Below are 22,784 nucleotides of genomic sequence, written 5' to 3'. Positions count from 1 at the left end.
GCGGTGTGCAGAACCGCGCGGTTCTCGGTGACGTTGATCCTCTCACCGCGGAACATGGCGTCCCTCAGCCCGAACACGTCCGTGGCTGCGGCCAGCTCGCGCAGCAGCCGCAGCGTCTCATCGGTGACCAGGTGCTTGGAGTAGTCGACGTGCAGATCGCCGGCCTGGAGGGTGTACCCGCTGCCGCGCCCGGGGTCCGCCGCGAACAGGTCCCGCAGCCGCACCTCGCCGAGCTCCTCACGGTGCTTGGCCAGAGCGGTCCACTCGGGCGTCTGGTTGAGCCTGGTACGGCTGTCTGCGTTCATCTCGGACTTCAGCCTTCTTCCTTGCGTGTGCTGCTGCGTAGCTCGCCCCGCTGCCGGTCCCAACCTAATTGATCAGGGCGTCGGGTGACCTGTCGTCACGCCGTCGTCCGGCGCAACAACAGGTACGTCCGGCTTGCGCGCGGTTATCAACGAGGTCACCGCGAGTCCGAAGAGCAGGGCCGCGAGCAGCGCGGGCCCGTTCAGCCCGTACATCCGCGCCACGGCTCCGCCGAGCAGGGCGCCGAGCGGGGCTCCGGAAGTCGAGGCCGTGCGGAAGGCGGAGGCGACGCGGCCCGCCATGGACGCGGGACTGCGTTGCTGCATCAGCGTGACCTGGTTGACGTTCCACACCATGCCCATGGCGCCGAGCAGGAGCATGCCCGCGAGGAAGGCCCCGAGGTGGCGGATGGTCCCCATGAGCAGCAGGGACGACGTCTGCACGCTTCCGGCCACGAGCAGCGCGCGGAGGCGTCCGGTGCGCCGGGCGATCCGCTGGGCGGCGAAGCCCCCGGCGAGGCTGCCGGCCGAGTACGCCGTCATCGCGGCCGCGTATCCCGCGTTGCCCGTGTGCAGCCAGCGCGTCACATGCAGCACCAGCGTGGCGATCAGGGCGCCCATGCCTATGTTGCACAGCAGCGTGGCCACGCAGATCGCCCGCAGCGCCCGGTCGCCCCACAGCGCGCGCAGGCCTTCACCGATCTCGGCCCTCAGGGTGCTGCCGGCCGGGCGCGACCCTCGCTCCGGCGGCCGTATCCGCAGGGAGGCCACGAGGGCTGCCGCCAGCAGATAGGTGCTCGCGTCGGCCGCGAACGGCATGAAGGCACCGACGGCCAGCAACAGTGGCACGAACGGGCCCGCCAACAGGCCGCCCGCGAGCTGCTGCCCGGTCATCAACCGGGCGTTGGCGCTGCCCAGGGCGTCATGGTCCACCAGGGAGGGCAGCAGAGCCGTGGAGGCGTTGTCGAAGAGCGTCTGGAGGGTGGTGAGCGAGAAGGCGAGCACAAGCAGCAGCGGGATCGACGCGTGCCCGAGCCACACGGCCCACGCGAACCCAGCGACGAGCACACCGCGGAGGGCGTCGACGGCCCACATCGCCCGCCGCTGGTCCACCCGGTCGGCCAGGGCGCCGCCCAGCAATCCGAACAGCAGCCACGGGACATATCCACAGGCCGTGACGGAGGCGATGACGAGGGGCTCGTCCGTGAGCTGCACGGCGAGCAGGGGCAGCGCCGACCCACGCAGCGCGTCCCCGAACCGGGAGACCACGGCGGCGGTCCACAGCCGTCCGAACCCCCCGCGCCACGCGGGCGCACACACGCCCGCGGTCTCGACCGTCGCCACGACTCCCCCTCACGATGCGCCCGATGCACACACCGTAGAGGGCACCACTGACATTCGGCCGTGAGGCGGTCTGCCGCCGGTGGGTGAAACAGCTCCGGCCGGACACCGCCTCGGCGCCCGGCCATGACAGTCCCCCTGCTCGACCGGGGCCGAGCGTTCGGGGGGACTCAACGCCTAGATTTCGCCCCGCAGTTTGGCGAGCGCCTCAGCGAGGATCGCCTCGCCGTCCGCGTCGCTGCGCCGCTCCCGCACATACGCGAGGTGCGTCTTGTAGGGCTCGGTGCGCGGCGGGTCCGGCGGGTTGTCCCGGTCCTGACCGGCCGGAAAGCCGCAGCGCGGGCAGTCCCAGCTGTCGGGAACCTGCGCGTCGCTGGCGAAGCTCGGCTGCGTCTCGTGCCCGTTGGAGCACCAGAAGGAGATGCGCAGACGCGGCGCGGACTCGCCGCGCTCGGCCTCGCCCATCGGCCCCGCCCCGACCCGGCTTCCTCGGATCGCGTTGCCACTTGCCACGGTCGTAACTCCCTGCGTGATGGTGCCGCGAAGCGAGTCGGCGTTTCGCTTCGCTGCGAGCGCCTCAGTCTACGTAAGGCCCAACGCGCGTCCAGTGATGGGAGTTACCCCCGCCCCTAGACGCAAGCCCCATGATAGGCCGCGTCCGAAGACCCGTACCGAACATGGGGCGTTACGTGCTGTATGTACGTTTTGCCGGCGTCGGCCGACCTCAGCTCTTGACCTTCATCAGGATGCCGAGCACCACGATGCACGCAAGCCAGAGCAGACCGATCACAAGGGTGATCCGGTCGAGGTTGCGCTCGGCGACCGAGGAGCCGCCGACGGAGGACTGCATGCCGCCACCGAACATGTCGGAGAGGCCGCCGCCCTTCCCCTTGTGCATCAGCACCAGCAGCATCAGCAGCAGGCTGAAGACGATCAGGGCGATCGAGAACCCCAAAACCACGGCTGGACCAACTTCCTCGGATTCGGATGGACGACGGGGCCGAAGCTCTTTGAAACTTCATGTTCCGTAGAAGAGTCTCGGCCCCGCAAGAGTACGACGGATCGTCCCTACGTCATACTCGCGACTTTCCCGTGCGCCACGGCGGCGCGGCTCACTGGTCGCGGAAGCGGACGATCTTGACGAACTCGTCGGCGTCCAGCGAGGCACCGCCGACCAGGGCGCCGTCGATGTCCGGCTTTGCCATGATTTCAGCGACATTGCCGGACTTGACCGAGCCACCGTACTGGATGCGGACCTTGTCGGCCACGTCCTGCGAGTACAGCTCAGCGATCTTGCCGCGGATCGCCGCGCAGACCTCCTGGGCGTCGTCGGCCCCGCATACCTTGCCGGTGCCGATGGCCCAGACGGGCTCATAGGCGATCACGATCGACTCGACCTGCTCGCCCGGGAGGTCCTTCAGACCGCCCTCGACCTGCGTCAGCGTGTGCGAGACGTGGTTGCCCGCCTCGCGGACGTCCAGCTCCTCACCGACGCACAGGATCGGGGTCAGACCGTGCTTGAAGGCGGCCTTGGTCTTGGCGTTCACCAGCTCGTCGGACTCATCGTGGTACTGCCGGCGCTCGGAGTGGCCGATCACCACGTACGTGCACTTCAGCTTGGCCAGCATCGAGCCGGAGATCTCGCCGGTGTAGGCACCGGAGTCATGCGACGAGACGTCCTGGGCACCGTACTTGATCTTGAGCTTGTCGCCGTCGACCAGAGTCTGCACGGAGCGCAGGTCGGTGAAGGGCGGCAGGACCGCGACCTCGACGGCCTCGTAGTCCTTGTCGGCCAGGGCGAAGGCCAGCTTCTGGACGTGGGCGATGGCCTCCAGGTGATTGAGGTTCATCTTCCAGTTGCCCGCCATCAGCGGCATGCGCCCAGAGGAAATAGATTCAGCCATCGAGGTTCAGTCCTCCAGTGCGGCGAGGCCGGGGAGCGTCTTGCCCTCGAGGTACTCGAGGGAGGCGCCTCCGCCGGTCGAGATGTGGCCGAATGCCGACTCGTCGAAACCCAGGGTGCGGACGGCCGCGGCGGAGTCACCGCCGCCGACCACCGTGAAGCCCGGGGAGTCGACGAGGGCCTGGGCGACCGCCTTGGTGCCCTCGGCGTAGTCGGGGTGCTCGAAGACGCCCATGGGTCCGTTCCAGAAAACGGTGGCCGCGTCGGCGAGCTTCGAGGCGTACAGCTTCCGGGTCTCCGGACCGATGTCCAGGCCCTCCTGGTCCGCCGGGATCGCGTCCGCGGAGACGACGGTGGGGTTGGCCGGGGCCTTTGTCTTCAGGTCCGGGAACTCCGGGGCGACCAGCACGTCGACGGGCAGGACCAGCTCGACGCCGCTCTTCTCCGCGCGCTCGATGTACTCGGTCACGGCCGGGATCTGGTCCTCCTGGAGGAGGGAGATGCCGACCTCGTGGCCCTTGGCCTTGAGGAAGGTATAGGCCATGCCACCGCCGATGAGCAGCCGGTCGGCCTTCTCGAGCAGCCGGTCGATCACGGCGAGTTTGTCGGAGACCTTGGCGCCGCCGAGCACGACGACGTAGGGCCGCTGGAGGTCCTCGGTGAGCTTCTTCAGCACGGCGACCTCGGTGGCGATGAGGTAGCCGGCGTAGTGCGGCAGGCGGGCCGGCAGGTCGTACACGGAGGCGTGCTTGCGGTGGACCGCGCCGAAACCGTCGCCCACGTAGACGTCGGCGAGGGCGGCAAGCCGGTCGGCGAACTCGCCGCGCTCGGTGTCGTCCTTGGAGGTCTCGCCGGGGTTGAAGCGGAGGTTCTCGATGACCGCGACCTGGCCGGGCTGCAGGCCGTTCACCGCGTCGTGGGCGGCGGGGCCGACCGTGTCCTGGGCGAACGCGACCGGGGCGCCGAGGAGTTCACCGAGGCGCTCGGCGGCGGGCAGCAGCGAGAATGCCGGGTCCGCAGCACCCTTGGGACGGCCCAGGTGTGAGGCGACCACCACCTTGGCGCCCGCGTCGGCGAGGGCCTTGACGGTGGGCAGGACGGCGCGGATGCGGCCGTCGTCGGTGATGAGGCCGTCGGCCAGCGGGACGTTCAGGTCGGCGCGGACGAAGACCCGCTTGCCGTCCACGCCTTCGGAGAGGAGTTCGTCGATCGTCTTCATAAGGGGACTCCTGGGGAGGGCTCTTGATCGTACGAGGGCTTGATGGATCTGCACGCGAGCCGGGGCTCGCTGTACGTGCGGCAGGGCTCGGGCAGCGCGACCGTGCGCTGCCCGAGCCCTGCTATCGCATCGGGATGCCTGCTTCGGCGATCAGAGCTGGTTGCCGACGAAGACCGTCAGGTCGACGAGGCGGTTGGAGTAGCCCCACTCGTTGTCGTACCAGCCGATGACCTTCACGTTCTTGCCCTCCTGAACCATGGTCAGGGAGGAGTCGAAGGTGCAGGACGCCGGGGCGTTGACGATGTCGGAGGAGACGATCTGGTCCTCCGTGTAGTCGAGCAGACCCTTGAGCTCACCCTCGGCGGCCTTCTGGAAGGCGGCGTTGACCTCTTCCTTGGTGACCTCGCGGCTGAGCTCGACGACCAGGTCGGTGACCGAGCCGGTGGGGACCGGGACGCGCATGGCGATGCCGTCCAGCTTGCCCTTCAGCTGCGGCAGGACCAGGGCGGTGGCCTTGGCGGCGCCTGTGGTGGTCGGGATGATGTTCTCGGCGGCGGCACGGGCGCGGCGCAGGTCCTTGTGCGGGAAGTCCAGGATGCGCTGGTCGTTCGTGTACGCGTGCACCGTGGTCATCAGACCCTTGACGATGCCGAAGTTCTCGTCGAGGACCTTCGCCATCGGCGCCACACAGTTGGTGGTGCAGGAGGCGTTGGAGATGACGTGGTGCTTCGCCGGGTCGTAGGTGTCCTGGTTGACGCCCATCACGATGGTGACGTCTTCGTTCTTGGCCGGCGCCGAGATGATGACCTTCTTGGCACCACCGGCGATGTGCTTCTCGGCGTCTTCCTTCTTGGTGAAGATGCCGGTCGACTCGATGACGATGTCGACGCCCAGCTCGCCCCACGGGATCTCGGCGGGGTTGCGCTCGGAGAGGACCTTGATCGTCTTGCCGCCGACGGTGATGGTGTCCTCGGTGTGGGACACCTCCTCCTTCAGCCGGCCGAGGATGGTGTCGTACTTCAGCAGGTGAGCGGTGGTCGCGGTGTCACCCAGGTCGTTGACAGCCACGATCTCGATGTCTGCACCCTGCTCCAGCAGCGCGCGGAAGTAGTTACGACCGATGCGGCCGAAGCCGTTGATTCCTACGCGGATCGTCACGAACCGATCTCCTCGTTGGTACGCCGACTTTCGACGCCGGCGAGCTGTATGGGATGTCCCCGACCACCCACGACCCTACCTCCCTGCGGCCCCCGCAGTGACATCGAGATGCCCCATACACGGCAGGGCGGTCCGTACCCGTCAGTAGAGGTACGGACCGCCCTGGGACAAGGGCCCGATCACTCGTTCCGGCGATACGGGACCATCTGCCATTGACCACTGTCCGTCAGTTGTTGAGTGCGGCCAGTGATTTCTTGATGAACGTCGCCCGGTCGGCCGCGGAGGCGACGTGTTCGAGACCGAAGCCCAGCAGCACGGTGCGGTCCGTGGTGACGGCTCCGTACGTCGAGAACAGAGCCCCGGCGCGTGCCCAGTCCTTGAGGACGGCAGGGCTGCCCGCCGGCGGTCCGGCCACGCTCCAGGCGCCGAGCGACGTCTCGAAGCCCTCGGTCTCGGTGGCCGCGCCGCCGACGACGAGCGAGGCGTCGTCGGCGAGGACGCCGTGGCCGCCGTTGCCCGGGTCGGTGATGTAGCTCAGCGCGACCTCGACCGTCTTGCCTGCGTACGCGCTCAGGTCGAAGTTCACCTCCTGCCAGCCGGTGGAGGCGCCGGTGAAGCTGTGCCATGTGCCGGTGGTGCCGGTCGCCGTGCAGCCGCTCGCCGCCACGGTCAGATAGTGCTTGAGCCACGGGTGCTCGCCCACGAGGAACCCGGCCTCGCACTCCGTCGGCACCGCGTCCCCGGTCGCACCGCCGGCCTCCGGCAGCGTCGTCCAGTCGTCGGCTCCCGCGGTGTGGATCTCCACCGCCGCGTGGTCGTAGCCCGGTTCGGTGTCCCACAGCAGCCGCGTGCGCAGGGCGGGTTTGGCGGCCGCGCCCACCTTGGTGAGGTCGATGGTGCGGGTGAGCCGCTTGTACGCGTCGTCGGTATGGACGGCGGCAACCATGTAGGAGCCCGTGTACGGCCCGTACGGGTTGACGGTTCCAGCGAACTGGCCCGCACCGGCACTCGCGAACTGGGGGTACGTGTCCACGGGCAGCTCGTCCGAGGTGACGCCGTATGTACCCGCCTTGTCCAGCGGGTTGCCGGCCGCGGCGCCGAGCGCACCGGTGAAGCCGTCGAGACCGCCTGAGCCGGTGAAGCCGGTGGCCCCCGGGGTCGACGTACGCGAGTAGGCGCCCAGGTAGTACTGGCTGAAGTCATCCGAAAGAGTGCCGTCACCGAGGTCGACGGCGCCGCCCGCCTGTTCGCCTGCCTCGATCAGCTTGCCGCCCTCGTTGAGGAACGCGCGCAGCTGGAGCTGGGTGGCGTTGCCCGGGACGCCCGCTCCCGTGTAGTGGACGACCGTCTTGAAGTGGTCCATCACTCCCAGCGCGTCGGGCGCGCCCTGAGTGGCGACGTCCCAGACGATCGCCTTGCGGCCGTTCGCCTTCAGGGCGTCCAGGTAGGTCTGCGCCTGGGTGGCCTTGGCCCCCTCCTCGGCGACCACCAGGGTCTCCGCTTCGGGCCGTTCGGCCACGGTGTAGGTGAAGTGCTGACTGGACGTCCGCTTGCCGTTCCTGGCCTCGCCGGTGAACCACACCTCGACCTTGTCGCCCGGTTCGCCGCCCTGGACCTTGGCCCGGTACTCATCGAAGTAGAGGTTGTCGTCGCCGCCGTAGGTCTCACCGCCCTTCCAGGGCCTGAGCGCCTGGTCCTCGACGCGGCCGCCGTTGACGCGGTACTTGAGCTCCTTGTCGCGCACGGACTTCCGTACCACGACCGAGACCTCCTGGTCCGCGCCGCGCGAGTACGACGTCGAGAACGTGGCCGGGGTGAAGTCGGGCGCGTCGATGCCGACCGAGGACGACGGCCGGTCGGGGTGTGAGGCCGTCTCGGCCACGGAGAGCGCGAAGGGGATGTTCTTCTCGAACTCCTGCTGGATCAGCTTCTCGTCGTCAGGGAAGTTGAAGACCGACTGGCAGTCGGCCGCGTTCCAGGTGTCGCTCGGATCGATGTTCGACGCCGTTTGGCAGGTCGACATCTCGGGTGTGAACATCGCCATGCCGTTGACGTTCGACGCATGGCCGTCCGCCTCGCCGTTGGTGGTGTACAGCTCCGAGGAGACCTGCGAGCGGTAGCCGGGGACGGCCGGGTTGTCCGGCGTGCCGGCGAGCGCCTTGTACAGGACGTCGTCCGGGGTCGGCGTGGCGACCTGCCAGCCCACACCGTAGAGGAGAAGTTCGGCGGCGGAGTGGTAGTTGATGCCGTACGAGAACCCGATGCGCTTCTCGAAGTGGTCGAGCGCCCGGGTCTCGGGCTCCGACCCGGGGCTCGCGCCCCGGTAGGTCTGGCTGGTGGGGTTGGGGGATGATCCCTCGTCGTCGTAGCCCCACTTGTAGGCGAAGTTGCGGTTGAGGTCGACACCGTCTCCGGTGCTGATGACTCCGTCGCCGTTGACGTCCCGCAGGTTCTTGCGCCACAGGCGGGTGGTGGAGTCCTTGAAGGTGTAGTCGTAGCCGTCGGGGTTGGCCGAGATGACGAACCACAGCTCGGTGGAGTCGACGATCTTCCTGATGCGCTTGTTCGTGGCGTAGTTGTCCAGGTAGTAGTGCATCAGCCGGCGGGTCATCTCCGGTGTGATCCACTCGCGCGCGTGCTGGTTGGAGACGTACAGCACCGAGGGCTTCGAGCCGTCCTCGGACTTCTTCGCGTTCTTGGTCAGTTTGAGGGCGAGGACGTTCTGGCCGTTGATCGTCGTGCCGATGGATTCGACCTTGGTGAGGTCGGGGTGGGCCCGGCCCGTCCTGACGATCTCCTCTTCGATGCCGCCCTTTCCGCTGTACGGTCGGAAGACGCCCTGGGCCGCGGCCTCGACCCGCGCCTCCGCCTTGGTCGAAAGCGTGTGCTCGGTGAGGGCGACACCCTGCTTCTCAAGCCTCTCGGCCTGCTGGTCGGTGAGGTAGACCTCGACGGCGGTCTTGCCGTTCCCGGTCACCTGATCGCCGAGTTCGTGGCCGTCCTGTCCGGCCTTGAGCAGCAGGGGTATCTGCTTCTGGGTGACTTCGGCGCGGAAGACCTTGACCTCGTCCCCGCCGGACTTGTGGGAGGAGCTTGTGGACTGCGCCTGGGCGATGGGTGCGAGGCTCGCTCCGCCGAGCAGAAGCGCGCCGACAGCGAGGATCGATCTCGCTCTGTGTCTCATGGACCCCCCTAGCAGTGGTTCACCACAGCGGCGAACAGTTGCCAGGCTCATGACAGTTCATGATCGAGTCAAGGGCTCCTCAAGGACAGACAGACGCCGGTGCCGACGTTCCAAATGGGCGTCGGCACCGGCGTGTTGGACCTTCAGGCGTCACCCTGCCAGGTTGTCCGCCATCTCCTCCGTGAGGTTGGACTCCGTGCCAGGGATCCCGAGGTCCGAGGCGCGCTTGTCGGCCATCGCCAGCAGACGGCGGATGCGTCCCGCGACCGCGTCCTTGGTCAGCGGCGGGTCGGCGAGGGCACCCAGTTCCTCCAGGGATGCCTGCTTGTGCTCCATCCGCAGACGGCCCGCGGCCGCGAGGTGCTCGGGGACCTCGTCGCCGAGGATCTCCAGGGCCCGGGCGACCCGTGCACCGGCGGCGACGGCGGCGCGGGCCGAGCGGCGCAGGTTGGCGTCGTCGAAGTTGGCGAGGCGGTTCGCGGTGGCGCGGACCTCGCGGCGCATTCGCCGCTCCTCCCAGGCCAGCACGGACTCGTGCGCACCGAGACGGGTGAGCAGCGCGCCGATCGCGTCACCGTCCCGGACGACGACGCGGTCCACGCCCCGTACCTCGCGGGCCTTCGCTGCGATCGACAGGCGGCGCGCGGCGCCGACCAGGGCGAGCGCGGCCTCCGGGCCGGGGCAGGTCACCTCGAGGGAGGACGAGCGGCCGGGCTCCGTCAGCGAACCGTGTGCCAGGAACGCGCCGCGCCAGGCGGCCTCTGCGTCGCAGGTGGCTCCCGACACCACCTGCGGGGGCAGGCCGCGGATGGGGCGGCCACGGCCGTCGACGAGGCCGGTCTGACGGGCCAGCTGGTCACCGCCCGCGACCACGCGCACCACGTAGCGGGAGCCGCGGCGCAGACCGCCGGGCGCCATCACGATCAACTCGGAGCTGTGGCCGAAGATCTCGAGAATGTCCCGCTTGACACGCCGGGCCGCCATCGCCGTGTCCAGCTCCGCCTCGATCACGATGCGGCCGCTGACCAGGTGCAGTCCGCCCGCAAACCGCAGGATCGCCGAGACCTCCGCCTTTCTGCAGCAGGTCCGGGTGACGGGAAGCCGGGAGATCTCGTCCTTCACCGCTGCCGTCATCGCCATGGGCCGATCCTTCCATGCATCCGAAAAATACGGTCGTACGCGGCGGCCAACAGCTCCGGGTCGTGCCGCGGGGTTCCGTCGGTCCGGGCCACCGGTGCCAGCTCGACCGCGGCGCCGAACCGCTTGGCGGCCTCGTTCAGCAAGGCACGGTCGGGTACGGCGGCCTGGTCGGCCAGCACCACGTCCAGGGCGAGTTTAGGGGCGTGTCGTCCCAAAACCTCCAAATGACGCTGCGGGGAGAAGCCTTCGGTTTCTCCCGGCTGCGGAGCGAGGTTCAACGAGAGTACCCGGCGCGCCTTGGTCTCCATGAGGGCGTCCAGGAGCTCCGGGACGAGCAGATGAGGGATCACCGAGGAGAACCAGGAGCCAGGACCCAGCACCACCCAGTCGGCGTCCAGGACCGCGGCGAGGGCCTCGGGCACGGCGGGCGGGTCGGGCGGCACGAGATGCACCGACTGCACCTCGCCGGGGGTGAGCGCGACGGTCGCCTGCCCCCGTACGGTGCCGATCTCGTCCGGGTGCTCCGGGTCGTGTCCCTTGACCAGCGCCTCGAGCTCCAGGGGTACGGCGGACATGGGCAGGACGCGGCCGTGGGCGCCCAGGAGCCTGCCGACGAGGTCGAGGGCCTGGACGTGGTCGCCGAGCTGCTCCCAGAGGGCCACGATCAGCAGGTTGCCGACCGCGTGTTCGTGCAGATCGCCCTTCGACTGGAACCGGTGCTGGATGACGCGGGCCCAGGTCTGGCCCCAGTCGTCGTCGCCGCACAGCGCGGCCAGCGCCTTGCGCAGATCGCCGGGCGGGAGCACTCCGAGCTCGTCCCGCAAGCGGCCGCTGGAGCCGCCGTCGTCGGCGACGGTGACGACGGCGGTGAGGTCGCCGGTGATCCGGCGCAGCGCGGCGAGCGAGGCGGACAGGCCCATGCCGCCGCCCAGAGCGACCACCTTGGGCTGGGTGCCGCGGCGGCGCGCCCGGCCGCCACGAGCCTCGGCGGGGCTACCTCCCCGTCCCTCGGACACCACCCGGCGCAGCCTGCTCAGCCGCAGAGTACGTCCGGTCACTCGCGCCCCATGTCCCGGTGCACGACCACGGTCTCCACTCCCTCGGCGGCCAGGCGGGCGGCGAGCTTCTCGGACATGGCGACGGAACGGTGCTTGCCGCCGGTGCAGCCGATGGCGATGGTCACATAGCGCTTGCCCTCACGGCGGTACCCCGCCGCGATGAGCCGGAGCAGCTCGGCGTAGCGGTCGAGGAACTCCTTGGCACCGGGCTGGTTGAAGACGTACGCGGCCACCTCCTCGTTGAGGCCGGTGTAGGGGCGCAGCTCAGGGACCCAGTGCGGGTTGGGCAGGAAACGCATGTCCGCGACGAGGTCGGCGTCCACCGGGAGACCGTACTTGAAACCGAAGGACATGACGGTGGCCCGCAGTTCGGGCTCCTCCTCACCGGCGAACTGGGCGTCCATCTTGGCGCGCAGTTCGTGCACGTTGAGGCTCGAGGTGTCTATCACCAGATCGGCGTCGCCGCGCAGCTCGCGCAGCAGCTCGCGCTCGGCGGCGATGCCATCGACGATGCGGCCGTCGCCCTGGAGGGGGTGCGGACGGCGGACGGACTCGAAACGGCGTACCAGGGCGTCGTCGGAGGACTCCAGGAAGACGATCCTCCGGGTGACGTTCTTCGCCGCCAGACCGGCCAGGGACTCGCGGAGGTTGTCGAAGAAGCGGCGGCCGCGGACGTCGACGACGACCGCGATGCGGGCGACGTTGCCCTGGGAGCGGGCGCCCAGCTCCACCATGGTGGGGATCAGCGCCGGTGGCAGGTTGTCGACGACGAACCAGCCGAGGTCCTCCAGACACTTGGCGGCCGTAGACCGGCCGGCGCCGGACATGCCGGAGATGATCACCAGCTCGGGGATGGCCGTGTCCGGTACCCCGGATGTTTCGATGCCCGTACTCACTTGTGCTCCGTTTTCCTGGCCCGCCTGCTGCTGCGACCGATCCTCACTCGTGTCCTTGTGAGCGGCCTGGCCCTGTGCTGAGCGTTCTTCTGCTCTCTGGTCGTGCTCGGTCATGTCTCCTGCCCCCGTCGCTCGTCCGGGGGACCCGCGGCCACGGGTTCCCCGGGGGAACCCGCCGTCGTCCCGGGTTCCTCCTCTTCCATGATCTCTCCAGTCGCCGTGTTCACGGCGGGTGCGGCCGGAGCCGCCTGGGCGAGGGCCACGGCGATCGTCTCGGCCGTCTTGCGGCCGATGCCGGGAACCTCCTGAATCTGGTTGATTGTGGCGGATCGCAGCTTTTTCACCGAGCCGAAGTGCTTGATCAACGCCTGTTTGCGGGTCTCACCGAGGCCCGGCACCTCGTCCAGGGGGCTCGACCTCAGACGCTTGGTCCGCTTGCTGCGCTGGTAGACGATCGCGAAGCGGTGGGCCTCGTCGCGGACGCGCTGGAGCAGGTAGAGGCCCTCGCTGGTGCGGGGCAGGACCACCGGGTCGTCCTCGTCCGGCACCCACACCTCCTCCAGTCGCTTGGCGAGACCGCACACGGCGATGTCGTCGATCCCGAGTTCGTCCAGCGCCTTCTGGGCGGCCGCGACCTGGGGCTGACCGCCGTCGACCACGACGAGCTGTGGCGGGTAGGCGAACCGCTTGGGCCGCCCGTCGTCCTCCGTCAGGGGGTCCCCGTCCGCCCACTCCCCCGTCTTCTCCTTCTCGGCGACGTAGCGCTTGAAGCGGCGGGTGATCACCTCGTGCATGGACCGGACGTCGTCCTGGCCCTCGAAACCCTTGATCTGGAAGCGGCGGTACTCGCTCTTGCGCTGCAGTCCGTCCTCGAAGACGACCATGGAGGCCACGACGTCCTCGCCCTGGAGGTGCGAGATGTCGTAGCACTCGATCCTGAGCGGCGCGCTGTCCAGGTCGAGGGCCTCGGCGATCTCCTCCAGGGCGCGCGAGCGGGTGGTCAGGTCGGAGGCACGCTTTGTCTTGTGCAGGGCGAGCGCCTGCTGGGCATTGCGCTGCACGGTCTCCATCAGCGCCTTCTTGTCGCCCCGCTGCGGGATGCGCAGCGAGACGTTCGACCCGCGGCGGCCGGTGAGCCAGTCCTGGACAGGCTCTATGGGGTCGGGCAGCGCCGGGACCAGGACCTCCTTGGGCACAGAGTCGCCCGTCTCCTCGCCGTAGAGCTGCTGAAGGGCGTGCTCGACCAGGGCGTCGGTGGTGACGTCCTCCACCTTGTCCGTCACCCAGCCGCGCTGGCCGCGTACGCGTCCGCCGCGCACATGGAAGATCTGCACGGCCGCCTCCAGCTCGTCCTCGGCGACTGCGATCAGGTCGGCGTCGGTCGCGTCGGTGAGCACGACCGCGTTCTTCTCCATGGCCTTCTTCAGAGCCTCGATGTCGTCGCGCAGACGGGCGGCCCGCTCATACTCCATCTCCTCGGCCGCCTCCATCATCTGCTTCTCCAGACGACGGAGGTGTGTGCCCGTACGGCCCGCCATGAAGTCGCAGAACTCCTCGGCCAGTTCCCGATGGTCCTCGGGAGAGACCCGGCCGACGCAAGGTGCGGAGCACTTGCCGATGTAGCCGAGCAGGCAGGGGCGGCCGGTGCGCTCGGCGTTCTTGAAGACGCCGGCCGAGCAGGTGCGCACGGGGAAGACACGCAACAGCAGATCCACGGTGTCGCGGATCGCCCACGCGTGCCCGTACGGCCCGAAGTACCGTACGCCCTTGCGTTTCTGGCCACGCATCACCTGGACGCGCGGGAACGCCTCATTCATCGTCACCGCGAGGTACGGGTAGCTCTTGTCATCGCGGTACTTGACGTTGAACCGGGGGTCGAACTCCTTGATCCAGGTGTACTCCAGCTGCAGAGCCTCGACCTCCGTGGACACCACGGTCCACTCCACGGACGCGGCCGTGGTGACCATGGTGCGGGTGCGCGCGTGGAGGTTCGCCAGGTCCTGGAAGTAGTTCCCCAGGCGCTGGCGCAGGCTCTTCGCCTTTCCGACGTAGATCACCCGGCGGTGCTCGTCCCGGAACCGGTAGACCCCGGGCGAGTCCGGAATCTCTCCCGGCTTGGGGCGGTAGCTGGAGGGGTCGGCCATGTCTCACACCCTACTGGCGGGGGCCGACAGCGCGGCGACCCTGTGGACAACGGCCGGCGGTGGCCCTGGGCGCGCCTGACGCGAGGACGGCCCGGAGCCCAGGGGCTCTCGCGCGGACGGCCGGGCGGACACCCCGAACCGGCCACGGGGCGCGGAGTCTTCCGTGTGGTGGGCATCGGGTGTTGTCGGGGCTTGGTCAACACGCTTCAATGCGGGAAACCCTCGGGCCGTGATCGGCGGGGTTCGCTTGTGAACGAGCCCCGCACGCCCCGGCCGGCCCGGAACGACCTCCACGAACGGACTGACCGGCCGTCGTGACCATTCACAGAAAGGCCCCCTGTATGCGGCACGGCACACAGTATGCGGACGTCGTCCCGGCGGAGTTGGAGGCGGCCCTGCGGGGCGGCCCCTTCCATGTCGCGCTGCGCGCCGCGATCGCCGCCCGCGGACTGCCGCTGCAGCGCGTACAGCACCATCTGTCGCGGTACGGGGTCAGGGTCGGCGTGACGAGCCTGAGCTACTGGCAGCAAGGTGCGCGCCGCCCGCAGCGACCCGAGTCCCTGCGCGCGGTGCGCGCCCTGGAGGAGATCCTCCAGCTACCGGACGAATCGCTGATCCGACTGCTGGCCGGGACCGACGAGCGGCCCGGACCTGACCGTCCCCCGGGCCGTTCGTACCGCTCCCTGGTGGAGGCCTCGGGCGTGCTGGAACGCCTCCTCGCCGAGCTGGAGGCCCCGCTCGACGGCGGACTGCACACCATCGGCCACCATGAGCGCGTCCGCATAGGAGCGCGCCGGGAGCTGCTGGCCCGCGAGTCCCACCACATCGTGCGCGCGCACAAGGACGGCGTGGACCGCTATGTCGCCATCCACCAAGGCGATCAGGGGTGCGCCCCGGAGCGTATAGCGGTACACGCGCTGGAGAACTGCCGCACGGGGCGTGTGCGCTGGCACCGCGACACGGGTGTCCTGGTCGCCGAGTTGCTCTTCGATATGCGGTTGCGCACCGGCGATACGTTTCTCTTTCGCTATGGCTTCGAGGACGGCACCGCCGGCGCCTCCTGCGAGTACGTCCGCGGCTTCAGCCTCGCGGGCGGGCAGTACGCGCTCCAGGTGAGCTTCGACGAGGAGGCGCTGCCGGCGCGCTGCCACCGGTTCACCCAGCACTCCGCCGCCGCCCCGCGCAGCGGCCGTCAGGAGCTGGCGCTGAGCGGACGTCACCGCTCGGTGCATCTGGTGGAGCCGCGGGTCCGGTCGGGGATCGTGGGGATCGGGTGGGACTGGGAGTGAACGGGCCCTCCTGACCCGTCAGGCCGCCGGGCCCGCCACGATCCCGCCGTTTTTCACCTCGACGGACACCTCGTGCAGCGGGTCGGTGGCCGGGGCCTGCACCACCTCACCGGTGACGGCGTCGAACCGGCTGCCGTGGCAGGGGCAGACGAGCGTCGTGCCGGACAGTTTGTTGATGGCACACCCGGCGTGCGTGCAGATCGTGCTGTACGCCTTCAGGGAGCCGTCCGCGGCACGGCTGACCACGACGTTCGCGTCCCGGTACAGCTTGGCGCCGCCCTTGGGGATCTCGCTCTCGGGTCCCAGCGCGACCGGCGCGGTCGGCGTCGCGGGCGTCGCACCGCCGTCACCACCCGCCGAACAGGCCGCGAGACCGAGCCCGGCGACCGGGGTGAGCGCCGCCCCGCGAAGGACGGTACGACGGGTCCCTGAGGGACGGGCGGACATGGGATCTCCACTGGTGAGGGCCGGTGTCCGCCGGGCGGCGGACAGCCCGACGATACCGGTGGCACTGGTTCCACCCTGGGCCGGGGCAAGGAGCTGCCGAAGCCGTCCGGAGACGTAAGCGTTTACGTCGGCTGCCGAATGGGATACCTTCCCGGCCAGACGGCCCGAGGAGGGGGACGCGATGGCAACCATGGCCGATGTCGCACGGAGCGCCGGCGTGTCCGTCGCGACCGTCTCTCACGTACTCAACGACACCCGACGGGTACTGCCCCACACGCGGCAGGCGGTGCTGGACGCCATCGACGAACTGGGCTACACACCGAACACCCTCGCCCGTTCCCTGGTGACCTCTCGCACCCGGTCCATCGGGCTCGCGGTCTCGGCGATCAGCAACCCGTACTTCACCGAGATCCTCCAGGGCGTCGAGGCCGGCGCACTGGAACACGGGTACGGGCTGCTCATCGCCGATCCGCACGACGACCCGGAGCGCGAACGCAAAGCCGTTCAGCTCCTGCACGAGCGCCGCGTCGACGGCGTGATCGTCGCCCCCTCGGCGGACCCCCGCGGACTCCTCGCCCTCCTCGCACGGCACGCCGTGCCAACCGTGTTCCTCGACCGTCTGGTCAATACCGCCCCTGGGGGGAGGTCCTCGCGGGGGACGACCACCGGGGACTGGTGTGAACGGGACGGGCAGAGGGCTTCGGGGGCCGCGTCCGCGCGGGACGGGGACGGGACCGCCGGGGGCACGTCCACGCGGGACAGGCCCGGGACGGTCGGCGGCGCGCCCACACGAGACGACGGGCACGGGACCGCCGAGGGCGCATCCGCGCGAGACGGGCACGCGGCAACCAGGGACACGTCCACGCAAGACGGCCACGGGACCCCCGACGACTCGTCCCCACGGCTCGGGAGCACGCAGGGCGCATCCGCGCGAGACGGGCACGCAACCAACGGAGCGTCCCCACGGCTCGGGCACGGGACCGACGGAGCGTCCCCACAGCTCGGGCACCGGACCGCCGACGGCGCGTCCCCACGGTTCGGGGAAGCCGGCGCGTCCTTCCGGTTCGACCAGGTCTGCGCCGAGAACGCCGAACCCATGGCCCGCCTGGTCACCCATCTCGCCGGCCTCGGTCACCGACGCATCGGTCTCGTCGCCGGCCTGCCCGGGTTCAGCACGACGACCGAGCGGATCAGCGGCTACCGTCAGGGCCTCGCGGCCGCCGGGCTGCCCTACGACGAGCGGCTGGTCGCCCAGGGCGACTCCGCGGCGGAGGGTGGCGAGCGCGCCACCGCCGCCCTGCTGGCGCTCGCGGCACCGCCCACTGCCCTCGTCACCGCCAACAACGCGATGACCATCGGCGCACTGCGCACCCTGCGCGATCGCGGTCTGTCCGTACCGGACGACCTGGCGCTGTGCTGCTTCGACGACTTCGCCTGGGCGGACCTGTTCTCGCCCCGGCTCACCGCGATCTCCCATCCGAGCAAGGAGATCGCCGCCCAGGCCGTACGGCTGCTGCTGGACCGGCTGGAGTCCCCTGGCCGCCCCTCGCGCATCCTGCGACTGCCCTGTGCGTTCGTCCACCGCACCTCGTGCGGCTGTCCCGACACCCCCTCCAAGAAGGGAACCCTCTCGTGATCGTCGTCGCCGGTGAGGCTCTCATCGACCTGGTCCCCCAGGGGGCGGGCGCACTCGCGCCCCTGAAGCCGGCGCTGGGCGGCGGCCCGTACAACACCGCCGTCGCACTCGGCCGGCTCGGCTCTCCCACGGCCTTCTGCTCCCGCACCTCGTACGACGCCTTCGGAGAGGCCCTGCTCGAAGGGGTGCGCCAAGCGGGCGTGGACGTCTCGACCGTGCAGCGCGGTACCGAGCCGACGACGCTGGCGGTCGCCACGATCGACGAGAACGGCTCGGCCGCGTACTCCTTCTATGTCGACGGCACCGCCGACCGGCTGTTCGCTGCACCGGCACGCCTTCCGCAGGGCACGCGGGCCGTGTCGTTCGGCACCTGCTCACTCGTCCTCGAACCGGGAGCGAGTGCGTACGAGGAGCTGATGCGCAGTGCCGCCGCACAGGGCGTGTTCACGGCGCTCGACCCGAACATCCGCGCCGGCCTGATCGCGGACCCCGACGCCTACCGGGCTCGTTTCAAGAACTGGCTGCCGTCGGTGTCGCTGCTCAAGCTCTCCGCGGAGGACGCCGAGTGGCTGGGCGGCACCCCGCGGGAGTGGCTGGCCTCCGGCCCCGGCGCCGTCGTGATCACCCACGGCGGTGACGGGCTGACGGCCTTCACCCGGGACGGGGCGGAACACTCCGTGCCGGGTGTGCGCGTCGACGTCGTGGACACGATCGGCGCCGGCGACACGGTCAACGCGGCCCTGCTGCACGGCCTGGCGGCCCGCGATGCCCTCTCCCCGTCAGCGCTGGCCGCCCTGGACGCCGACGGCTGGACGGATCTGCTGGGCTTCGCGGCCCGCGCCGCGGCGATCACCTGCTCCCGTGCCGGCGCCGAACCCCCGTACGCCTCCGAACTGGCCGGCCCGTGATCCGAGTTCAGCCACGTACCGCCCGCAGCCTCCCGGTGCGCGCCCGCTCGTCCGTTCGTCGAGCCGCAGGGACAGGACGGCCGACCGTACACTCGGCTGACCGCACAACAAGAGGTGCCCCGCGGGGAGTTCCCGCGGGGCACCGAGCAGTGCGCGACTTGGTCCCAGGAGGGTCAGGCCTTGCGTGCCCGCGTGGTCTTCTTCGCGGGTGCCGCCTTCTTCGTGACGCCGGCCGCCTTTTTGGTCGCCGTGTTGTTGGCCGTCTTCACCGCCTTGGCGGTCGCCGTCTTCTTGGCCGTCGACGCTGCCGCGACCGTCTTCGCGGCCGCCTTGCGCGGGGCCTTCACGGAGGCGGCGTCGCTGATGCGCTCGGCGCCGAGCACCTCGCGCAGGAACTTTCCGGTGTGGCTGGCCGGAATCCCCGCGACCTCCTCGGGCGTGCCCTCGGCCACCACGAGACCGCCGCCCGCGCCGCCTTCGGGGCCCATGTCGACGACCCAGTCGGCGGTCTTGATGACGTCGAGGTTGTGCTCGATGACGATGACCGTGTTGCCCTTGTCGACCAGTCCGCCGAGCACCTTGAGCAGCTTGCTGATGTCCTCGAAGTGCAGACCGGTGGTCGGCTCGTCCAGGACGTACACCGTGCGTCCGGTGGACCGCTTCTGCAGCTCGCTGGCGAGCTTCACACGCTGTGCCTCGCCGCCGGACAGGGTGGTCGCGGACTGGCCGAGGCGGACATAGCCGAGACCGACGTCGTGCAGGGTCTTGAGATGGCGGGCGATCGCCGGGACGGCCTCGAAGAAGTGCAGGGCCTCCTCGATCGGCATGTTCAGGACCTCGGCGATGGACTTGCCCTTGTAGTGGACCTCCAGCGTCTCCCGGTTGTAGCGGGCACCGTGGCAGACCTCGCACGGGACGTAGACGTCCGGGAGGAAGTTCATCTCGATCTTGATCGTGCCGTCGCCCGCGCAGTTCTCGCAGCGGCCGCCCTTGACGTTGAAGGAGAAGCGGCCGGGCTGGTAGCCACGGACCTTCGCCTCGGTGGTCTCGGCGAACAGCTTGCGGATGTGGTCGAAGACGCCGGTGTACGTCGCCGGGTTCGACCGCGGGGTGCGGCCGATGGGCGACTGGTCGACGTGCACGACCTTGTCGACGAGGTCGTCGCCGTCCACGCGCGTGTGCCGCCCGGGGACGCTCCTCGCGCCGTTCAGCTCACGGGCCAGGTGGGTGTAGAGGATGTCATTGACCAGCGTCGACTTTCCGGAGCCGGACACACCCGTGACGGCCGTGAACACGCCCAGCGGGAACGACACGTCGATGTCCTGCAGGTTGTTCTCGCGGGCTCCGTGCACCGTGAGCTTGCGGGACGGGTCGTGCGGGCGCCGGATGTCGGGCACCGGAATGGACTTCTTGCCCGACAGGTACTGGCCGGTCTGCGACTCGTCGTTGGCCAGCAGTTCCTTCAGGAAGCCACTGTGCACGACCTTGCCGCCGTGCTCGCCGGCGCCGGGACCGATGTCGACGACCCAGTCGGCGACCTTGATGGTGTCCTCGTCGTGCTCCACGACGATGAGCGTGTTACCCATGTCGCGCAGCCGCACCAGGGTCTCGATCAGACGGTGGTTGTCGCGCTGGTGCAGTCCGATGGAGGGTTCGTCGAGCACGTACAGGACGCCGACGAGTCCGGAGCCGATCTGGGTGGCCAGGCGGATGCGCTGGGCCTCGCCGCCGGAGAGCGTGCCGGCCGCGCGGTTCAGCGAGAGGTAGTCCAGGCCGACGTCCACCAGGAACCGCAGTCGCTCGTTGACCTCTTTCAGGACGCGCTCGGCGATCTTCTTGTCGCGGGCGTCGAGCTTCAGCTCCCTCAGGAAGTCCGCGCAGTCACTGATCGACATCGCGGAGATCTCGGCGATCGACCTGCCCATGATCGTGACCGCGAGGACGACCGGCTTGAGTCGGGTGCCCTGACAGGTGGGGCAGGGCACCTCGCGCATGTAGCCCTCGAAGCGCTCCCGGCTGGCGTCGCTCTCGGCCTCGCTGTGCCGGCGCTTCACGAACGGAACGGCGCCTTCGAAGGGAGTCGTGTACACGCGCTCGCGCCCGTACCGGTTGCGGTAGCGGACCTCGATCTGGGTCTTGTGGCCGTAAAGGAGGGCCTTCTTGGCACGCTGCGGCAGGCCGGCGAAGGGGATGTCGGTTCGGAATCCCAACGCGTCGGCGAGGGCGCCGACGAGACGACCGAAGTAGTCCTTGGTGTGCCCGTGCGACCAAGGGTGGATGGCGCCCTCGTCGAGGGTCTTCTCCTCGTCCGGGACGATCAGCTCGGGGTCGACCTCCATGCGCGTGCCGATGCCGGTGCACTCGGGGCAGGCGCCGAAGGGCGAGTTGAAGGAGAAGGAACGCGGCTCCAGCTCCTCGAAGGACAGGTCGTCGTACGGGCAGTACAGGTGCTCCGAGTACATGCGCTCACGCTCGGGGTCGTCCTCGGGGAGGTCGACGAAGTCGAGCACGACCATCCCGCCGGAGAGGCCGAGCGCGGTTTCCATGGAGTCGGTGAGACGGCGCTTGGCCGAGTCCTTCACCGTGAGGCGGTCGACCACCACCTCGATGGTGTGCTTCTCCTGCTTCTTCAGTGTGGGCGGGTTGGAGAGCTGGATCGTCTCGCCGTCCACACGCGCGCGGCTGTAGCCCTTGGTCTGGAGGTCGGCGAAGAGATCGACGAACTCGCCCTTGCGCTCACGCACCAGCGGCGAGAGCACCTGGAAGCGGCTCCCCTCGGGCAACTCCAGGACCTTGTCGACGATGGCCTGAGGCGACTGGCGCGAGATCGGGCGGCCGCACTCGGGGCAGTGCGGCTTGCCGATACGCGCGAACAGCAGACGGAGATAGTCGTAGACCTCGGTGATCGTGCCGACCGTCGAGCGCGGGTTGCGCGAGGTCGACTTCTGGTCGATCGAGACCGCCGGCGAGAGCCCCTCGATGAAGTCGACGTCCGGCTTGTCCATCTGCCCGAGGAACTGCCGAGCGTACGAAGACAGCGACTCCACGTAACGCCGCTGGCCCTCGGCGAAGATCGTGTCGAAGGCCAGCGAGGACTTGCCCGACCCCGACAGGCCCGTGAAGACGATGAGCGAGTCGCGTGGCAGGTCGAGCGAGACATTCTTCAGATTGTGCTCGCGCGCGCCACGGACGATGAGACGGTCGGCCACGCCGGTCCGCACCTTTCTTGAGAGAAGCGACAGGGGCGGGGACCCCGTGCTTTCTCAGACTAGGGGGAGCCACTGACAACGCCGGTCGGATTCCTGGGTTCATAACAATCCCCGGCCATCCAGCATGCCCGACGCCGCACTCGACCATATAGCACGTGCATTCGATTAGCGGGGCCGGTCCGCATCCTTCACCCGAAGGAGTGGCGGGACTAGGGTCGGGCCCATGATTGATCAGGCGCACGACCTGGCGTCTGTACGTGACGCGACCGAACGACTGCTCACCGCAGCCGCCAAACTGGACAACGCCGCCGTGGCCGAGCCGTCACGGCTGCCCGGCTGGACGCGTGGCCACGTACTCGCCCACCTCTCCCGCAACGCGGACGCACTCGTGAACGTCCTCGAAGGGCGTCCCATGTATGTCTCCGGTAAGGCCCGGGACGCCGACATCGAGCGGGACGCCCCGCGCCCCCTGGACGTCCAGCTCGCCGACCTGCGCGAGAGCGCGGCCCGCTTCCAGGAGGCCGGGGCCGCGCCCGCGGACTGGTCGCGCACGGTGGAGCTGCGCAACGGGGTCACCGACGCGGCGGCCCGGGTGCCGTTCCGGCGATGGGTCGAGGTCGAACTGCACCATGTCGATCTCGGGATCGGCTACGAGCTGGAGGATCTGCCGGTGGAGTTCGTGGAGCGGGAGATCGACTTCCTCGCACAGCGGTTCACGGACCATCCCGAGGTCCCGGGCATCGCGCTGTCCGCCCGGGAGGATCCGGGCCGTCTCGTCTGGCCCACAGGCCGGCAGGCCGACGACGAGCCGGTCACCGTGACGGGACCGGCCCCCGCGCTGCTCGGGTGGCTCTCGGGACGCACCCGGGGCGAAGGCGTGACCGTACTGGACGAAGGCATGGCACTGCCCGTACTGCCCCCGCTGTGACCTCGTCGGTAGGCTGACAGCC

16 protein-coding genes and 3 pseudogenes are annotated in these 22,784 nt (G+C 69.5%); 5 read left to right on the top strand and 14 right to left on the bottom strand.

The annotated features are described in order from the left end of the window. From ACZ3TS_RS22465 to uvrC, 12 genes and pseudogenes are all read right to left on the bottom strand, one after another. Positions 1-305, bottom strand: a pseudogene (locus ACZ3TS_RS22465) (glucose-6-phosphate isomerase); the annotation flags it as partial. A gap of 72 nt (positions 306-377) precedes the next feature. Continuing rightward, on the bottom strand, positions 378-1,646 hold the full coding sequence (locus ACZ3TS_RS22460) for an MFS transporter (protein ID WP_467620509.1): 1,269 nt from the start codon (positions 1,644-1,646) through the stop codon (positions 378-380). A 174-nt stretch (positions 1,647-1,820) separates the two neighbouring features. After that, entirely contained in the window at positions 1,821-2,156 is a 336-nt protein-coding gene (locus tag ACZ3TS_RS22455) for an RNA polymerase-binding protein RbpA (RefSeq protein WP_078503510.1), read from the bottom strand. Between the two features lie 211 nt (positions 2,157-2,367). Further along, a complete protein-coding gene (secG, locus tag ACZ3TS_RS22450; protein ID WP_467620506.1) occupies positions 2,368-2,604 on the bottom strand; it encodes a preprotein translocase subunit SecG in 237 nt (78 codons plus the stop codon). A 151-nt stretch (positions 2,605-2,755) separates the two neighbouring features. Further along, the gene (gene tpiA, locus ACZ3TS_RS22445) at positions 2,756-3,511 is read right to left on the bottom strand and encodes a triose-phosphate isomerase (RefSeq protein WP_467620527.1); all 756 of its coding nucleotides are present in this window, start codon (positions 3,509-3,511) and stop codon (positions 2,756-2,758) included. Positions 3,512-3,553: 42 nt separating this feature from the next. Then, positions 3,554-4,765, bottom strand: a complete 1,212-nt coding sequence (locus tag ACZ3TS_RS22440; RefSeq protein ID WP_467620503.1) for a phosphoglycerate kinase — start codon at positions 4,763-4,765, stop codon at positions 3,554-3,556. Between the two features lie 150 nt (positions 4,766-4,915). Beyond that, complete coding sequence (gap, locus tag ACZ3TS_RS22435; protein ID WP_467620500.1) at positions 4,916-5,923, bottom strand: type I glyceraldehyde-3-phosphate dehydrogenase; 1,008 nt, start codon at positions 5,921-5,923, stop codon at positions 4,916-4,918. A gap of 226 nt (positions 5,924-6,149) precedes the next feature. Further along, on the bottom strand, positions 6,150-9,107 hold the full coding sequence (locus ACZ3TS_RS22430) for a M14 family metallopeptidase (RefSeq protein ID WP_467620496.1): 2,958 nt from the start codon (positions 9,105-9,107) through the stop codon (positions 6,150-6,152). 150 nt (positions 9,108-9,257) lie between these two features. Next, the gene (gene whiA, locus ACZ3TS_RS22425; RefSeq protein WP_467620492.1) at positions 9,258-10,247 is read right to left on the bottom strand and encodes a DNA-binding protein WhiA; all 990 of its coding nucleotides are present in this window, start codon (positions 10,245-10,247) and stop codon (positions 9,258-9,260) included. Next, a complete protein-coding gene (locus tag ACZ3TS_RS22420; protein WP_467620489.1) occupies positions 10,238-11,305 on the bottom strand; it encodes a gluconeogenesis factor YvcK family protein in 1,068 nt (355 codons plus the stop codon). Before ACZ3TS_RS22420 ends, whiA begins: the two co-directional genes overlap by 10 nt. Next, a complete protein-coding gene (rapZ, locus tag ACZ3TS_RS22415; RefSeq protein WP_467620486.1) occupies positions 11,302-12,315 on the bottom strand; it encodes an RNase adapter RapZ in 1,014 nt (337 codons plus the stop codon). Before rapZ ends, ACZ3TS_RS22420 begins: the two co-directional genes overlap by 4 nt. Beyond that, positions 12,312-14,345: an excinuclease ABC subunit UvrC gene (gene uvrC / locus ACZ3TS_RS22410; RefSeq protein ID WP_467620484.1), complete on the bottom strand. Its 2,034-nt coding sequence runs from the start codon at positions 14,343-14,345 to the stop codon at positions 12,312-12,314. The genes rapZ and uvrC overlap by 4 nt, the downstream gene beginning before the upstream one ends. 341 nt (positions 14,346-14,686) lie before the next feature. On the opposite strand from uvrC, the gene ACZ3TS_RS22405 reads away from it, so the two are divergent. Next, positions 14,687-15,634, top strand: a complete 948-nt coding sequence (locus ACZ3TS_RS22405; RefSeq protein ID WP_467620524.1) for a hypothetical protein — start codon at positions 14,687-14,689, stop codon at positions 15,632-15,634. Between the two features lie 18 nt (positions 15,635-15,652). Here ACZ3TS_RS22405 and ACZ3TS_RS22400 read toward each other — a convergent pair whose 3' ends face one another. Further along, the gene (locus ACZ3TS_RS22400; protein ID WP_467620481.1) at positions 15,653-16,081 is read right to left on the bottom strand and encodes a Rieske (2Fe-2S) protein; all 429 of its coding nucleotides are present in this window, start codon (positions 16,079-16,081) and stop codon (positions 15,653-15,655) included. Positions 16,082-16,262: 181 nt separating this feature from the next. Between ACZ3TS_RS22400 and ACZ3TS_RS22395 the strand changes: the two are divergent. From ACZ3TS_RS22395 to ACZ3TS_RS22385, 3 genes and pseudogenes are all read left to right on the top strand, one after another. Next, positions 16,263-16,715, top strand: a pseudogene (locus ACZ3TS_RS22395) (LacI family DNA-binding transcriptional regulator); the annotation flags it as partial. Between the two features lie 426 nt (positions 16,716-17,141). Then, a pseudogene (locus tag ACZ3TS_RS22390) lies at positions 17,142-17,717 on the top strand (LacI family DNA-binding transcriptional regulator); the annotation flags it as partial. Continuing rightward, on the top strand, positions 17,714-18,625 hold the full coding sequence (locus ACZ3TS_RS22385; protein ID WP_467620478.1) for a carbohydrate kinase family protein: 912 nt from the start codon (positions 17,714-17,716) through the stop codon (positions 18,623-18,625). The pseudogene ACZ3TS_RS22390 and the gene ACZ3TS_RS22385, both read left to right, overlap by 4 nt. A 173-nt stretch (positions 18,626-18,798) precedes the next feature. Here the strand turns inward: ACZ3TS_RS22385 and uvrA are convergent, their stop codons facing one another. Further along, on the bottom strand, positions 18,799-21,834 hold the full coding sequence (uvrA, locus tag ACZ3TS_RS22380; protein WP_467620476.1) for an excinuclease ABC subunit UvrA: 3,036 nt from the start codon (positions 21,832-21,834) through the stop codon (positions 18,799-18,801). A 223-nt stretch (positions 21,835-22,057) separates the two neighbouring features. Between uvrA and ACZ3TS_RS22375 the strand changes: the two genes are divergently transcribed. Continuing rightward, on the top strand, positions 22,058-22,762 hold the full coding sequence (locus ACZ3TS_RS22375; RefSeq protein WP_467620473.1) for a maleylpyruvate isomerase family mycothiol-dependent enzyme: 705 nt from the start codon (positions 22,058-22,060) through the stop codon (positions 22,760-22,762). The last annotated feature ends 22 nt before the right edge of the window (positions 22,763-22,784 follow it).

Source organism: Streptomyces sp. NPDC022910, from assembly GCF_055561075.1.
Note: the sequence above shows the minus strand (reverse complement) of the source record. Positions and strands in the feature narration are given on the sequence as shown.

Coding starts and splice junctions, on each gene's coding strand:
- rapZ (WP_467620486.1), bottom strand. CDS start 12,315: ATGACCGAGCACGACCAGAGAGCAGAAGAACGCTCAGCACAGGGCCAG.
- whiA (WP_467620492.1), bottom strand. CDS start 10,247: ATGGCGATGACGGCAGCGGTGAAGGACGAGATCTCCCGGCTTCCCGTC.
- ACZ3TS_RS22400 (WP_467620481.1), bottom strand. CDS start 16,081: ATGTCCGCCCGTCCCTCAGGGACCCGTCGTACCGTCCTTCGCGGGGCG.
- ACZ3TS_RS22440 (WP_467620503.1), bottom strand. CDS start 4,765: ATGAAGACGATCGACGAACTCCTCTCCGAAGGCGTGGACGGCAAGCGG.
- ACZ3TS_RS22405 (WP_467620524.1), top strand. CDS start 14,687: ATGCGGCACGGCACACAGTATGCGGACGTCGTCCCGGCGGAGTTGGAG.
- tpiA (WP_467620527.1), bottom strand. CDS start 3,511: ATGGCGGGCAACTGGAAGATGAACCTCAATCACCTGGAGGCCATCGCC.
- uvrC (WP_467620484.1), bottom strand. CDS start 14,345: ATGGCCGACCCCTCCAGCTACCGCCCCAAGCCGGGAGAGATTCCGGAC.
- ACZ3TS_RS22375 (WP_467620473.1), top strand. CDS start 22,058: ATGATTGATCAGGCGCACGACCTGGCGTCTGTACGTGACGCGACCGAA.
- ACZ3TS_RS22430 (WP_467620496.1), bottom strand. CDS start 9,107: ATGAGACACAGAGCGAGATCGATCCTCGCTGTCGGCGCGCTTCTGCTC.